Source organism: Streptomyces sp. NBC_00461 (genome assembly GCF_036013935.1).
Lineage (GTDB): Bacteria > Actinomycetota > Actinomycetes > Streptomycetales > Streptomycetaceae > Streptomyces.
Map to the genome: position 1 here is coordinate 9,582,452 of NZ_CP107902.1, position 14,430 is coordinate 9,596,881.

Below are 14,430 nucleotides of genomic sequence, written 5' to 3' on the forward strand. Positions count from 1 at the left end.
CCCGATCATGGAATACGCGTAGATGACTGGTGAGAACGTGACCAAGTCCGGGGCTGCCGAGTCCTCGAAGGCTGTGGCGGCCAGGGCTGTGGACGACCAGCTGATCGACGAGATTCGTGAACCGGGCCCAGGCGGAAGGTCTGCAGCGGACCGGTGAGGGCGGCCTGCTTCAGCAGCTGCGGCTCCTGGAGTCCGACTGGAAGGCGAGATCGCAGTGATCCATACCCCGCGAACCTCCCAAGCGGCTCCTGATCAGCTCGTCGAGTTCGCCTTGCCAGACGGTGCCTGACCGATGAGAGGCAAGTGCCCATCGTGGCGAGGTGCCGGAAACTGATCGAAACCGGGCGTCATCACCGAGGCTGGTGGCGATACGTCGGCGAAGCTTTCCGCGCTCAGTGCCCCTCGCCTCGTCGATCAGGAACCTCCTGATCACTGTGCAATACAGGATTTCTCCAGAGAGCCGACTGTGGCGCGAGGCTGGCCGAGGGGGATTCGTGCAGCTCAGCACTGGTCCCGTTGACACTGCCAGGTGCAACAGGTGTCGTCGTATCGCCAGTTCAGGTGAAACCCGGCTGCATCTGGCCCGGCAGCTCCTATTCCGGTTGCGGGATGGTCCTCGAGCCAGGCCCGGGTGGACAGTCTGTTGTGACTGGACAGGTTGTCGGTGACGATCCAGATCTCCCAGTCCGGGGTTGGCGTCCTCGAGTTGTTGCAGGAACTGCTGGTAGAAGACGCTGTTGCGGGAGGAAGCGGTCATCGTGACGGCCTGGCCGTCGGCGGGTCGCAGGCCGCCGTAGACCCACGTCTTCTCCGGTCCGCGGCTGTAGTCGAGTTCCGCTTTGATCCGGTGCCCGTCGGGTGACCAGGCGGGTGCGGGCGGGAAGGCCCGTGGGATCGCCGGCCCCAGCTCGTCGGCGCAAATCACCGTCGCGTCGTCGGGCGGGTGGGTGTAGAGGCCGATGATCCGTGTCGTTTTGGGACGAAGTCCGGGCCCTTCGAGTGTGTCCAGGACCGGGTGCGGCGCCAGCGCACGCCCTCGGCGAGCAGGATGCGACGAACCTGCGAGCGGCTCACGTCGATCCCTGCGGCCCGCGCTGCCGCTGCCAGTGAATCCAGGGTCCACTCTGCCGGTCCCGATTCGTCGAAGGCTCACAGTTCCCCGACGGGCTCCCACCGCAGCCGCCCCGGCGGCACGGTCAACAGCACGGCAACTGGCTCACCAGCGTGATGACAGATCAGTGATCGCACGGTACTGCCCTCGACAACCCAATCTTCGGCCACTGGGATGGGCAGAGTGGTTCCTCAGGCCGACAGGAGTCCCGGCAGTTCGTGCGTCGCCCGCGATATCTCGGTCCAGATCGTCTTGCCGGTCGATGTGTAGCGCGTGCCCCAGCGCTCCGTGACCTGGGCGACGAGGAACAGGCCACGGCCACCCTCATCCTCCATCGCGGCCCACCGCAGGTGCGGAGAGGTATGGCCGCTGTCGGACACCTCGATGATCAGATCGCGGTCAGGGATGAGTCGAAGACGGATCGGGGCGCCACCGTAGCGGATCGCATTGGTGACCAGTTCGCTGACAACGAGCTCGACAACGAAACCTGTCTCTTCCTCCACATCCCATTCACCGAGCTTCTCGCATGCCAGTGATCGGGCACGGGCTACCTCTCCGGGGTCGGCGGGGATGTCCCAGGTGGCAACCAGGGGATCCGGGAGAGAGTGCACTCGAACCAGCAAAAGAGCCGCATCGTCCTGTGGCGGGCTCGGTAGGAGCGCGTCGATGACAGACTCGCAGGCCACCTCCAGGGGACCGGAGCTGTGGTGCGAGAGTGTGTCGCGCAGCGCACGAAGACCGATATCGATGTCGCGCTCGCGGCTTTCGACGAGGCCATCGGTGAACAGGGCCAGCTTGCTGTCCTCAGGCAGTTCGAAGTCGGCACTCTCGAACGGCAGGCCACCAAGCCCCAACGGTGGACCGGCGGGCAGGTCCAGGATCTCGGCGTCTCCGTCGGCTGTGACCAGGATTGGTGGCGGGTGCCCCGCGCGCGCCATGACGCAGTGCCGGGACACCGGGTCGTAGACCGCGTACAGGCAGGTCACACCCAGCGCCTGATCCTCGGCTCCGTCGTCTTCCAGCCCCGTGGCTCCGGCTCGGGCCACCAGGTCGTCCAGACGGGCGAGCAGTTCGTCCGGCGCGAGATCGAGTGCCGCGAGAGCGGCGACGGTGGTGCGCAGACGCCCCATCGTGGCGGCCGCTCCCGTGCCGTGTCCCGCTACATCACCGACGATCAGTCCCACCCTCGCACCGGAGAGCGGGATGACGTCGTACCAGTCCCCGCCGACGCCGACCGGCCCTGCCGCGGGCACATAGCGATGAGCGATCTCTGCCCCCGTCGGCCGTGGCAGAGCACGGGGCAGCAGGTCGCGCTGCAGCATCAGCGCAGTCGCGTGCTCACGGGTGTACCGGCGAGCGTTGTCCACGCAGACGGCGGTGCGGGAGGCCAGTTCTGCGGCGAGTGCGACTTCCTCTCCGTCGAAGGCATCGCGCGGAGCGGTCCGGGCGAAGGAGGCGACCCCCAGGACGACCCCTCGGGCCGCCAAGGGGAGGACGAGTACGCCGCTGGCCGGGTCTGTACGGGGTGTTGCGTCTGTCAGACAGTGCGTCACGGTGGCTGGGGCGGCCACGGGGACTCCCGCTGCGGCGTCCTGTGCCCGTTCGGACACCCGGCACAGGTCCCCGTCAGTGCCGCCGTCGAGGGGCGGGGGTTCCTGGCCGCTCAGCACTGGCCTCAGGAGATCCACGGTCACCGCGTCCGCGAACTCGGGGACCACGAGTTCCGCCAGGTCGTCGGCCGTGCGCCGGATGTCCAGGGTTCTGCCGATGCTGCCGCCGGCCCGGCTCAGCAACGCCAGGCGCTGACCGGCTACGTAGCGGTCAGTGATCTCCAGACCGACTTCACAGACCCCGATCGGCTGTCCGACGTCGTCCTGCAACCGGAAGTAGGAAACGGACCAGACCCGCTGGTGATGGGTGCCGAAGCGTCTGGTGCTCCGGTAGCGGACATCGATCACGGGCTCGCCGGTACGCAAAGCCCTGCGGATGGGCTCTTCGACATCGGCCTCGATTCCGCCGCCCTCGGAGAGCACCATCCCGCCCGGTTCGACCTCCGGCAGGCGCTTTCCCGCGACACTCTCCAGCTTCACGCCGAACTGTTCCTCGACGGCAGTGTTGATCCACTGGATGCGGGCGTCGACGTCGTAGATGACCAGGGTGATCGGTGACTGGTGGGAGAGCCCGGCCAGCGTGGCCTGGTCAATGGCGTTCTGCCGTGCCCGATCCCCGTCCATCGCCACCATCAACCACATGACCCGCTCCTGGCCATGGGCCAGCGGAATCAGGCTCAGGGCTACGGGCAGCCCACGGCCGTCCCGGTGTCGTACCGACCGCATGCCGAGCGTTTCCGTCGGCTTCAGGGCCGCGGAAGCGCCGAGGGGCCCGCTGAACTCGGCTGGATACTCACCCAGTACGTCGCGAGCCGATCTGCCCAGAACCTCGCCAGGCGCGTATCCGAACAGAAGCAGGCGAGTTCGCGGATTCTTGGAGGGGGCAACCGCTGAACCCGCGCGTCGTCGCCAGGTTGAAGACCGGAACGAGGGCGGGTTCGTCTATGCCTGCAGGAATGAGGCTGCTGTCAGACCTATGGGGATCGTTGGCGTGCGGCGGCGGTGGCTGTTCACGGTGCGCGCGGCGACCACGGAGAGATGGTGTCCTGGCGGGTGGTGTGGTGTAGTCGAGCCGCCTTCGTGATGCCGCAGATCGCGGTGGTGATCCGCCCGGCACCCGGGAACTTTGTGGGTCATGCCGCTGTAGCCAGCCGGCCGGCCGCACAGGAAGCTCCACCGCGCGGCCCGGCTACAGGCTTTGTGTCAGCGCGCCGTCCACATGGCTACACCACTCCGTGGGGCACGACTGGGGACCTTGCTGTCCGGTGCCGATGAAGCCTGGTTGCGTCCCATGGCCGTACCGGATCGGAGGCGAAACGTGAGGGCGGGGCTCGGTGAAAGATGCTGGGAGTCCTCTCAGACGTCGCTGAGGCGCAGGCCGACGTGGGCCTTGTAGCGGCAGTTCACCGAGATCAGGTTGGCTACCAGCGACTCCACTTGGTGGGCGTTGCGCAGTCGTCCGCCGTAGAGGCCGCGTGCGCCCGGGAGGCGTGAGGCGAGTGCCTGGACGGTGTCGGTGGCGGCGCGTTCGTCGCCCAGGACGAGTACGTCCGTGTCGATCTTCTCGATCTGCCGGTCTTCCAGAGTGACGGCGGAGAGATGGTGAAACGCAGCGGTCACCCGGGAGTCAGACAGCAGCGCGGCAGCCTGCTGGGCGGCGCTGCCCTCCTCGGGCCTGAGTGCGTAGGCTCCCTTCTTGTCGAAGCCGAGGGGGTTGACGCAGTCGACCACGATCTTGCCGGCGAGTTCATCGCGGAGCGTGGCCAGCAGCTCGGCATGCCCCTCCCAGGGAGTGGCGACGATCACCAGATCGCTCTTCCGCGCGGTCGTGGCGTTGTCAGCGCCGCGGACGTCAGGGCCGATGTCTGCTGCCGCGGAGGCGGCCCGGGCGGCGTCTCCTGACCCGATGATGACCTGTTGGCCCGCGCCAGCGAGCCCGGTAGGCGAGGCCGCGCCCCTGCGGGCCGGTTCCGCCGAGGATGCCGACGACCAGGCCGAACACGTCGGGGAGGCGATGGGGATCGTTTCGAGTGGCTTCAGCGGGAGTGGAGGGACGGGTGCCGGCAGCTTCGTCGAAAGTCGTCATGCTGCGGTCCTCGGCTCGTTCGGTTCGCTCTTCCGCGGCCCGGTGCCATTCGTCGTCAGCGGGCCGCTCGGGCCGCGATGCGGGACACCGAATCGGCGCCGTCAGGCGGTCAGGGACTCCACGCGGCGCATCACCTCGCGGCAGAACGCGCCCACTCCGTTCGGATCGTCGGTGAACTGCGAGGGCTTGACGCAGAAGGTGGTGAATCCTTGGGCCATCTGCTCGGGGACGGGCTCGAGGGCCTGGGCGAGGTCGGCGCAGGAGTCGTCGTCGGGGAACACGGCGCGGGTGCCGCCGATCATCTCCAGATCGGCGATGTCGCGGCCCGCGGCGGCCATCGCGGTCTTCAGCGTCTGCATCTGCTCGGGCGTCACCTTCCCCAGCGGGTTGAAGGCGTGGCCGTACCGGACGATCCTGCGGACCATCGCGTCGTGCATGCCCGCGCCACCGAAGCACAGTCGGGGGCCGTCCGGGCAGTATGCCTTGGGCTCGAAGTAGACGTCCTGGAAGGCGTAGTACTCGCTCTCGTGAGACACGGGAGAGGGGCCCCACAACTTCGCCCAGATCTCCAGGTGCTCGTCGAGGAGCTTGCCGCGCCGGGAGAACGGGACGCCGAGTGCCGCGTACTCGTCCCGGCTCCAGCTGACGTTGGGCAGCACGATCAGGCGGCCCTCGGAGAGAAGGTCGAGGGTGCCGAGCTCACGGGCCAGGAGCAGGGGATGCCGCAGGGGAGCAATGACCGCCGACGCTGCGAGACGCACGCGCTCGGTGACGGCGGCGATCGCGCTGAGCAGCATGAGCGAGTTGGGCCACGGGGTGTGGGGGTCCTGGTTGCCGGGCAGGGCGTAGTCGCGGGGGTTGCCCATCACGCCACCTGCTCCGGCGTCGGGGCCGAGCACGATGTGTTCGCTGATCATGACGGAGTCGAATCCGGCGTCCTCGGCCTCGCGGGCCCAGCGGATCAGGGTCGGCAGATCCGCGCGGCCTCCGGTCATGGTCCAGTTCTCGCTCAGGACGAGCTGCATGCGGGGAGTGGTCATCGTGGTGATCCTCGGGCCGAGTGTTTTTGGCGGGCGGACGAGAGGTGCGGCCGCTCGTGCGGGGCGGGGCGCCCCGGGCGGCCGCATCTTCTGGGCGGCTCGGGAAGGCGGTCAGGCGAGGGTGACTGCGACCGGCAGCTTCTTGATGCCGTTGACGAAGTTGGAGCGCACGCGCGGGACTTCGCCGGTCAGACGGATGTCGGCGATCCTCGGGATGAGCTCCTCGAACATGATGCGGATCTCGGTGCGGGCGAGGAGGTTGCCCAGGCACAGGTGGGGGCTGCCCTTGCCGAAGGTCACGTGGTCGTTGTCGGCGCGGGCGACGTCGAAGTCGTACGGGTTGCCGAAGACCGCCTCGTCGCGGTTGCCGGAGGCGTACCACATGACGACCTTGTCGCCCTCCTTGATGCGCTTGCCGCCCAGTTCCACGTCCCGGGTCGCCGTGCGGCGGAAGTGGTAGACGGGCGACGCCCAGCGCAGGAACTCCTCCACCGCGACGGGGATCAGGGACGGGTCCTCCTGGAGCCGGGCCAGCTGCTCGGGGTGCTGGAGGAGGGCCAGCATGGAGTGGGTGATGGTGTGGCGGGTGGTCTCGTTGCCGGCCACGACGAGGAGCAGGAAGTAGTTGTCGAAGTCCTGCGGCGTGAGGGGAACGCCGTCCCTCGGGGTGGTGTTCACCAGCCTGGACACCAGGTCCGTGCCGTCGCCGCCGCGCCGCTGCCGGGCCAGCTCACGGCCGTACTCGAAGACCTCCAGCGAGGCGGGCGAGCGGAACGGGAGGTGCCGGTACTGCTCGCTCTCCGCGCTGTCGAGCAGGACGTCGGCGTAGTCGGGGTCGGTGTTGCCGATGATGCGGTTGCCCCAGTCGATGAGCTGCTGGTTGTCCTCCGGCGGAACGTCGAGGAGGCGGGCGAGGACGTTGATGGGGAAGTCGGCGGAGACCTCCTTGACGAAGTCGAAGCTCCCCTTGGCGAGCGCCGCGTCCAGCGTGGTGGCGGTCAGGCCGCGCAGGAAGTCGGTGTAGCTGTTGATGACGCTCGCGCCGAACTGGCGCTGGAGCAGGCTGCGCATGGCGCGGTGGCGGACGCCGTCCAGTTCCAGGATGGAGGCACGCGTCTTGATCTGGTCCTCGTCGACCTCTTCGAGGTTGACGAACTTCATCGAGGTGAAGGTCTCGGCGTCGCGGTCGACGCGGGCGATGTCGGCGTGCCGCGTCACCGCCCAGAAGCCGGAGTTGGGGGCCTCCTCGGGCTGCCAGTGCACCGGGTCCTGGTGACGCAGGGTGTGGAACATCCGCCACGGGGTGATCCCGTCGGTGAAGTTGTCCAGGTCGGCGAGGTTGACGTCCGCAAGCGGCATCGGCTCGTTCACGGCGGCGGTCGGGGTCTCGGTCGTCATCGCATGGCTCCCAGTCGTCACAGGTGGTAGGCGTACTCGGTGAACTCCCAGTCGGTGACGTGCCGTTGGAAGCGTTCGATCTCGTTGCGCTTGTAGGAGAGGAAGGAAGCGGTGAAGTCCTTGCCGAGGACGTCGGTCAGTTCCGTGTCCGCTTCCAGGGCGTCCAGCGCGGCCGGCAGGCTCATGGGCAGTACTGCTGCCTTGGCGGTGTCGTAGCCGTACCCCTCCAGTGGGGCGGGGGGCTCCTCGCCAGCCAGCACCCCGAGCAGCGCGGCGGCGACCGTGCCCGCGATCAGCAGGTACGGGTTGGCGCTGGCGTCACCCAGGCGCAGTTCGAACCGTGCGCCGGAGCCGCGCTCGGGCGGGATGCGGACCATGGCGCTGCGGTTGTCCAGGCCCCAGTCGATCAGCCAGGGCGCGAGGGTGTCGGGACCGAAACGCTTGTAGGAGTTCACGGTCGGGTTGGCCAGTGCGGCCAGGGCCGGGGCGTGGGCGAGGATGCCGGCGACGGCGTGGCGGGCGGTGGCGGACAGCCCGTACGGCCCGGCGGGATCGTCGAAGGCGTTGCCGCCCTCGTCGTTGTCGCAGGACAGGTGGAGATGGAAACCGGAGCCGCCGGCATCGTTGAACGGCTTGGCCATGAACGTGGCGAGTTTCCCCTCCTTCCGGGCCAGCTCCTTGATCGCGGACTTGAAGCGGAAGGCGCGGTCCGCGGCGGACAGGGCTTCGGAGTGGGTGAGGTTGATCTCGAACTGGCCGCCGTCGAACTCGTGGTTGCCGCTGGTCGCGCCGATGTTCATGTCCCGCAGCAGACGCAGCGTGCGGAGCAGATGATTGTTGCCGTCGGCGCGCAGACCGGCTGTGTAGACGACGCCGGCGGCGCCCGAGTAACGCTTCCAGCCGCTCGGGTAGGCAGGGTCCTCGTCGCAGAGGAAGTACTCGAGCTCGGGGCCGACCACCGGACGCAGGCCGTGTTCGGCACACCGGGCGAGGACGGTGCGCAGAAGATCGCGGGGCGACTCCGGTGCGGGCAGGCCGGTGGCCGGGTCGGTGACGTCGGCGAGGCAGGACGCGACGCCGGGCTCCCAGGGGAGGGGGGCCAGGCTGTCCAGGTCCGGTCGCACGGTGATGTCGGGCAGGCCGGCGTCGAGACCGCCGGAGACGGGGACCACGTCGCCCTGGGGGCTGGTGTGGTAGACGGCCCGGCAGAAGGCCAGGCCGTGGTCGCAGGCCGACGGCAGGTGGTCCAGCAGGATGTCGCGTGCGCGGTCGGTGCCGATGAGGTCGGGATATGTCACGCGCACCACGTCGATGCCCTCGGCGGCGAGCCGCTGCATGTGCTGACGGACGCTGGGGGTTGGAGCTGCGCTCACCGATGTCTCCTCGGGCGCTTGGGGGATGTGGGTGGCGAGGGAAGTCAGAGGGCCGGTGCTGTTGGGGGCACGGGCGGACTTGTTTGATGCCAAACGGTATGGGGGTTGCGGACGCCCCACAAGAGGGGATGGAAAAAAATTATCCGCATGGATAGGTATTGACCAGGGGTGGACGGCTTCTTATGTTGTTTGAAGCCAAATGAGTAAGGGCCCCCGTCAGTCGCCGGGCCCTTGGCCGGGGCCCGGCCGACAGCGGTCGGGCCCCTTTTCTTCCCCTTGCCCCCGCCCCGACGCCCTCACTTTCAGGAGGACTGGCCATGAAGGTCGTCGTCGACATGAACAAGTGCCAGGACCACGGCCAGTGCGTCTTCGCCGCCCCCGATGTCTTCTCCATGGACGACAGCGGCCACCTGGCCTACGTCTCCGACCCCGACGACGCGCTGCGCGACGAGGTCGAGGAAGCCGCAGACGTGTGTCCGCTCCAGGCCATCCGTATCGAGGGCTGATGATGAACGCACGCATCGTCGTGGCCGGCGCCTCCATGGCCGGTCTGCGCGCGGCCGAGCAGCTGCGGGCTGCCGGCTGGACCGGAGCCATCACGCTCGTCGGTGACGAGCCGCACATGCCCTACAACCGGCCGCCCCTGTCCAAGGAGGTCCTGGCCGGCAAGGCACCCTTCGAGTCCCTCGCCTTCCGCCCGCGGGCGAGCGTGGCCGACGCGGAGTGGCGGCTGGGCACCAAGGTCGTCGCCGCGCGGCTCGCTGAGAACATCGTCGAGTTCGACGACGGCGAGGCACTCACGTACGACGGACTGGTCGTCGCCACCGGAATGCGGCCCCGGCGCCTGCGCTGCCCCGGCCCGCTCGCCGGCCGGCACACGGTCCGCACCATCGACGACGCGCAGGGCCTGCGACAGGCCCTCACCAGGCCCGGAGCCCGGGTGGTCGTCGTCGGAGGCGGCTTCATCGGCTGCGAGGTCGCCGCCACCGCCGTCGCTCTGGGCGCCCGCGAGGTGACCGTAGTCGACCCGCTGCCGCTGCCGATGGTCGGCCCCCTGGGAGAGCTCCTCGCCAGGGCCCTGCTGAAGCGCCACGAAGAACGCGGCGTGCGCTTCGCCCTCGGCACGGGCGTGACCGGCTTCACCGGCGACGACCATGTCACCGGCGTCGCCCTCGGCGACGGCACCGTCCTGCCCGCCGATGTGGTGGTTGAGTCGGTCGGCTCGGTCGCCAACACCGAGTGGCTGGACGGCAACGGCCTCGACCTGAGCGACGGCGTGCTCACCGACGAGCACCTGCGCGTCGGCGGACGGCCCGACGTGGTGGCCGTCGGTGACGTCGCCCGTTTCCCCAACGCCCGCTACGACGGCGTACCGCGCCGTGTGGAGCACTGGTGCATCCCCACGGACACCGCCAAGCACGCCGCGAAGACCCTGGTCGCCGGGCTGAGCGGCACCGGCCACGACCTGTCCTCGTTCGCGCCGCTGCCCACCTTCTGGAGCGACCAGCACGACTTCCGCCTGCAGTCCTTCGGGGCACCGGTACTCGGCAAGGAGGACGTGCGCGTACTGGAGGGCGACCTCGACGGTGACGTCGTCGTCGGCTACCACGCCGGTGCCCGGCTGGCCGGTGTCGTCGCCCTGGGCGGTCAGGCCGCGGCGGCCGCCGCCTCCCGTTACCGCGCCGAACTGCTCAAGCAGCCCGCCCCCTCCGCCTAAGGACCTTGCTGATCATGACCACCGTCCGTGGATTCTTCTTCCCCAAGACGGCGAGCGGAGCCTCGTCGCTGATCCCCTCACCGCCCTATCGGTACTCCGGGGACCTGCTCACCGTCGAGTACCGCACCGACCCGGCCCGCGTGCGTGAGCTGCTTCCAGAGCCCCTGGAGCTCGCCGACGAGGACCCGGGCGCGGTCGCGCTGATCTGGGCCGACTGGCAGTCCTGCTCGGCGTCCGGCGAGGAACTGCTCGACCCGGTGCTCTCCCAGTACAAGGAGGCCTTCGCGGTCGTCCGCTGCAAGTACCGCGGGCAGACGTACTCGCGCTGCGTCTACATCTGGGTCGACAAGGACTTCGCCATCGCACGCGGGCTGCACCAGGGCTACCCGAAGAAGCTCGGCTCGATCCACCAGACCCGCCCGCACCCCTACGGGCCCGCCCCGCGCATCGAGGCGGGGGCCCGTTTCGGCGCCACGCTCGCCGCCGCCGACCGGCGCCTCGCCCACACCGTGGTCACCCTGCGCGAGCCGTCGGAGACGAACGGCTTCGTCAACGCCCACCCGATGGCCCACCACCGCTGGCTGCCCTCCATCGAGAAGGGCAAGGGCCTCGCCCTCGACGAGCTGATCGAGTCGGGCGCCGCGTCCTTCGAGGCGGGACAGGCCTGGCGCGGCGACGCCGAGCTGGAGCTGTTCGAGGCGCCCACCGAAGAACTGGCCCGCCTGGAGATCCGCGAGCCGATCGCCGCCTACTACCGCCAGGTCGGCGTCGTCTGGGACGGCGGCCGACTGCTGGAATCCGGCACCTCCGGCGCCGAGTAGACCCCACCACCTCGTGAGACCGGAGGAACAGAGCATGAGCGAACACATCATCACCGTGGCCGGGGTCGCCGTCGACACCCGGCACTGGATCGGCGGCGAGCGCGTCGCCGCGACACAGACGTTCGAGGACGTCTCGCCCATCGACGGCAGCACGATCGGCGACATCTCCCGGGGCACGGCCATGGAGGCGGCCGCCGCCGTGGCCGCCGCGAAGGCCGCGTTCCCCGCCTGGGCCGCCACCTCCCGCGCGGAACGCGCCCGCATCCTGCACGCGATCGCCGACGGGGTCGAGAAGCGGATCGAAGCGCTCGCCATCGTCGAGACCATCGACAACGGAGCCCTTCTGCGCTCCCACCGCCGTGGGGTGATGCCGCGGGTCGCCCACAACTTCCGTTTCTTCGCGGACTGGCTGCTGTCGCTGGAGCACGAGGACTTCGAGACGCGCGGCCACACCAACCACGTCAGCTGGGACCCGGCCGGCCCCTGCGTCCTGATCACCCCGTGGAACGCCCCGCTCATGCTGGCCACCTGGAAGGTCGCGCCGGCGCTGGCCGCCGGCGACACAGTGGTGCTGAAGCCCGCCGAGTGGTCGCCGCTGACCGCCTCCCTGCTGGCCGACATCGCCGCCGAGGCCGGGCTCCCGGCGGGTGTCCTCAACGTCGTCCAGGGCTACGGCTCCGAGATCGGCGACGCGCTGACCTCGCACCCCGACGTGCGCCGGATCAGCTTCACCGGCTCGGTGCCCACGGCCAAGCGCATCGCGGAGTCGGCGGCCGCGAACCTCACGCCCCTGAGTCTCGAACTGGGCGGCAAGTCGCCGCTGCTGGTGTTCGCCGACGCGGACCTGGACCTCGCCGTCGACCTGGCGGTGGAGCAGTACGACAACGCCGGCCAGGTGTGCCTGGCTGGTACCCGGCTGCTGGTCGAGGAGGCGGTCGTGGAGGAGTTCACGCGCCGGTTCGTCGAGAAGGCGAGCGCGCTGAAGCAGGGTGATCCGCGTGACGAGGCCACGGACATCGGGCCCAACATCCACCCCCGCCAGCTGGAGAAGATCGACGGGTTCGTGCAGCGGGCCGTGGCGGCCGGTGCCCGCGCCGTCATCGGCGGCCACCCGGGGGACGGCCAGTACTACGCCCCCACCCTGCTCACCGGTGTCGCCCAGGACTCCGAGATCGTGCAGGAGGAGGTCTTCGGCCCTGTCCTGACGCTGCAGACCTTCACGGACGAGGAGGAGGCCGTCCTGCTCGCCAACGGCACCCGCTTCGGCCTGGCCGCCACCGTCTTCACGGGCAACCGCGAGCGCGCCGAACGCATCACCGCGCGGCTGGTCGCGGGCACGGTGTGGGTGAACTGCTTCTTCGTCCGCGACCTGCAGGCACCCTTCGGCGGCTCCCGGCTTTCCGGTGTCGGCCGCGAGGGCGGCACCTGGAGCTTCGACTTCTACTGCGACGTCAAGAACACCGTGACCGCCCCGAGCGGTTGGAGGAACCATGGGTGAGATCGTCGGGGCGGGCCTGCTGGCCCACGTCCCCACCATCGTGCTGCCCGAGGAGACCCGGCTGGAGCTCAACGGGGGCAAGGAGATCACCCTCGTCACCGGCCTGAACCAGCTCCGTCAGGATGTCTTCGAGCGCGACGACTACGACACCGTCGTCGTCCTGGACTCCCATTGGGCCACCACCGTCGAGTTCGTCGTGACCGCGCAAGCCCGCCGCGCCGGCCTGTTCACCTCCGAGGAGTTGCCGCGCGGGATGTGCCGGATGCCGTACGACTTCCCCGGTGATCCCGAACTGGCCGGGAACATCGAGAAGTTCGCCGACAAGCACGGCACCTGGATCACCGCGATCGACGACGAGTACCTGCCGATCTACTACGCCACCATCAACCTCTGGAAGTTCCTCGGCGAGGGTCTGCCCGACAAGCGGTGGGTGACCATCGGCGTCTGCCAGACCGGCGACATGGAGGACCACCTGCGCCTCGGCCGCGCCCTGGCCGACGGCATCGCCGCCACCCCGGGGCGACGCGTGCTGCTGATCGCCTCCGGTGCCCTCTCGCACACGTTCTGGCCGTTGCGGGAGCTGCGCGACCACGAAGCCAGCGACCCGGTGCACATCTTCACGCCCGCGGCCCGCGCGGCGGACTTCGAGCGGATCGCCTGGTTCAAGGAGGGCCGGCACGGCAAGGTCCTCGACACCATGGACGAGTTCTGGAAGTACAAGCCGGAGGCGAAGTTCTTCCACTACCTGATGATGGCCGGCGCCCTCGGCGAGCGCGCCTGCGTCGCCAAGGCCCGTCAGTACGGCGAGTACGAGAACTCGATCGGCACCGGCCAGGTGCACCTCTGGTTCGACCGCCCGGCCGACGGCTGGACCGGCACCGGCCTGCCCACCCCTCGCACCCCCCACAGCCGCATCTAGGAGTCCGTAACATGCCCGAGTACCGCCGCATCCTCCTCGACGGCGCCGCCGTCCAGGTCACCGTCGACGGTGACGAACTCGTCGCCGGGGACGGCCGCCGCGTCAAGACCGAGGACGCACAGCACCTGCCCCCGGTCGTCCCCTCCAAGGTCATCGCCGTCCACCTCAACCACCGCAGCCGGGTCGACGAGTTCCAGATCGACCTTCCCGACACCCCCACCTACTTCCACAAGCCGACCTCGGCCCTCAACTCCCACAAGGGCGCCATCGTCCGCCCCGAGGGCTGCAAATGGCTCAACTACGAGGGCGAGGTCGCCATCGTCATCGGGAAGACCGCGCGCAACATCTCCCCGGCCGAAGCGGGCGAGTACATCGCCGGCTACACGATCGCCAACGACTACGGACTGCACGACTTCCGCGACACCGACGCCGGCTCCATGCTCCGCGTCAAGGGCTCCGACACCCTCTGCCCCCTCGGCCCCGGCCTGGTCACCGATTGGGACTTCCACGGCAAGGCCCTGCGCACGTACGTCAACGGGGAGGTCGTCCAGGACGGTACGACGGACGAGATGAAGTGGGACATGCACTACCTCGTCGCCGACATCGCCCGCACCATCACCCTCTACCCGGGAGACGTACTGCTGTCCGGCACCCCGGCCAATTCCCGCCCCGTCCAGCCCGGAGACGTCGTCGAGGTCGAGGTGGAGGGCCTCGGCAGACTCACCAACCACATCGTCACCGGCCCCACCCCGGTACGCACCGACGTCGGCGCCCAGCCCACCGAGTCCGAGGAAGTCCTGTCCACCGCGCTCGGCGGCGACTGGGAGTTCCGCGGCATCCGCCCGCCGAAGCGTTGA

The 14,430-nt window shown here is 69.2% G+C and carries 10 protein-coding genes and 2 pseudogenes; 7 read left to right on the top strand and 5 right to left on the bottom strand.

Features of this window, described 5'->3' with window-relative positions; genetic code table 11:
* Positions 1 to 22: 22 nt before the first annotated feature.
* Positions 23 to 211, top strand: a pseudogene (locus tag OG870_RS48350) (IS256 family transposase); the annotation flags it as partial.
* Positions 212 to 1,302: 1,091 nt separating this feature from the next.
* Here the strand turns inward: OG870_RS48350 and OG870_RS44365 are convergent.
* The 5 genes and pseudogenes from OG870_RS44365 to OG870_RS44385 all read right to left on the bottom strand — a co-directional run bounded on the left by OG870_RS44365 (position 1,303) and on the right by OG870_RS44385 (position 8,618).
* Complete coding sequence (locus OG870_RS44365; protein ID WP_327692132.1) at positions 1,303 to 3,447, bottom strand: SpoIIE family protein phosphatase; 2,145 nt, start codon at positions 3,445 to 3,447, stop codon at positions 1,303 to 1,305.
* Positions 3,448 to 4,077: 630 nt separating this feature from the next.
* Positions 4,078 to 4,807 (bottom strand): annotated as a pseudogene (npdG, locus tag OG870_RS44370) (NADPH-dependent F420 reductase).
* A gap of 101 nt (positions 4,808 to 4,908) precedes the next feature.
* Positions 4,909 to 5,847, bottom strand: coding sequence for a TIGR03619 family F420-dependent LLM class oxidoreductase (locus tag OG870_RS44375; protein ID WP_266587565.1), 939 nt, complete (start codon positions 5,845 to 5,847; stop codon positions 4,909 to 4,911).
* Between the two features lie 111 nt (positions 5,848 to 5,958).
* Positions 5,959 to 7,245, bottom strand: coding sequence for a cytochrome P450 (locus OG870_RS44380; RefSeq protein ID WP_266587567.1), 1,287 nt, complete (start codon positions 7,243 to 7,245; stop codon positions 5,959 to 5,961).
* Between the two features lie 17 nt (positions 7,246 to 7,262).
* Positions 7,263 to 8,618, bottom strand: a complete 1,356-nt coding sequence (locus OG870_RS44385; protein WP_059082804.1) for a glutamine synthetase family protein — start codon at positions 8,616 to 8,618, stop codon at positions 7,263 to 7,265.
* 317 nt (positions 8,619 to 8,935) lie between these two features.
* Between OG870_RS44385 and OG870_RS44390 the strand changes: the two genes are divergently transcribed.
* Genes OG870_RS44390 through OG870_RS44415 form a run of 6 tightly spaced genes read left to right on the top strand, consistent with a single transcriptional unit; the run spans position 8,936 to position 14,430 of the window.
* Positions 8,936 to 9,124: a ferredoxin gene (locus OG870_RS44390; protein ID WP_059082805.1), complete on the top strand. Its 189-nt coding sequence runs from the start codon at positions 8,936 to 8,938 to the stop codon at positions 9,122 to 9,124.
* A 2-nt stretch (positions 9,125 to 9,126) separates the two neighbouring features.
* Entirely contained in the window at positions 9,127 to 10,335 is a 1,209-nt protein-coding gene (locus tag OG870_RS44395; RefSeq protein ID WP_059082832.1) for an NAD(P)/FAD-dependent oxidoreductase, read from the top strand.
* Between the two features lie 14 nt (positions 10,336 to 10,349).
* Positions 10,350 to 11,156, top strand: coding sequence for an acetoacetate decarboxylase family protein (locus tag OG870_RS44400; protein ID WP_189786219.1), 807 nt, complete (start codon positions 10,350 to 10,352; stop codon positions 11,154 to 11,156).
* Positions 11,157 to 11,190: 34 nt separating this feature from the next.
* Entirely contained in the window at positions 11,191 to 12,654 is a 1,464-nt protein-coding gene (locus tag OG870_RS44405; RefSeq protein ID WP_327692133.1) for an aldehyde dehydrogenase, read from the top strand.
* Complete coding sequence (locus OG870_RS44410; RefSeq protein WP_327692134.1) at positions 12,647 to 13,573, top strand: 3,4-dihydroxyphenylacetate 2,3-dioxygenase; 927 nt, start codon at positions 12,647 to 12,649, stop codon at positions 13,571 to 13,573. The genes OG870_RS44405 and OG870_RS44410 overlap by 8 nt, the downstream gene beginning before the upstream one ends.
* A gap of 11 nt (positions 13,574 to 13,584) precedes the next feature.
* Positions 13,585 to 14,430, top strand: coding sequence for a fumarylacetoacetate hydrolase family protein (locus OG870_RS44415; RefSeq protein ID WP_059082809.1), 846 nt, complete (start codon positions 13,585 to 13,587; stop codon positions 14,428 to 14,430).

Bases quoted from the DNA above. Each gene is read 5' to 3' on its own strand.
- OG870_RS44365 (WP_327692132.1), bottom strand. From the start codon at position 3,447: ATGCGGTCGGTACGACACCGGGACGGCCGTGGGCTGCCCGTAGCCCTG.
- OG870_RS44375 (WP_266587565.1), bottom strand. From the start codon at position 5,847: ATGACCACTCCCCGCATGCAGCTCGTCCTGAGCGAGAACTGGACCATG.
- OG870_RS44380 (WP_266587567.1), bottom strand. From the start codon at position 7,245: ATGACGACCGAGACCCCGACCGCCGCCGTGAACGAGCCGATGCCGCTT.
- OG870_RS44390 (WP_059082805.1), top strand. From the start codon at position 8,936: ATGAAGGTCGTCGTCGACATGAACAAGTGCCAGGACCACGGCCAGTGC.
- OG870_RS44395 (WP_059082832.1), top strand. From the start codon at position 9,127: ATGAACGCACGCATCGTCGTGGCCGGCGCCTCCATGGCCGGTCTGCGC.
- OG870_RS44400 (WP_189786219.1), top strand. From the start codon at position 10,350: ATGACCACCGTCCGTGGATTCTTCTTCCCCAAGACGGCGAGCGGAGCC.
- OG870_RS44405 (WP_327692133.1), top strand. From the start codon at position 11,191: ATGAGCGAACACATCATCACCGTGGCCGGGGTCGCCGTCGACACCCGG.
- OG870_RS44410 (WP_327692134.1), top strand. From the start codon at position 12,647: ATGGGTGAGATCGTCGGGGCGGGCCTGCTGGCCCACGTCCCCACCATC.
- OG870_RS44415 (WP_059082809.1), top strand. From the start codon at position 13,585: ATGCCCGAGTACCGCCGCATCCTCCTCGACGGCGCCGCCGTCCAGGTC.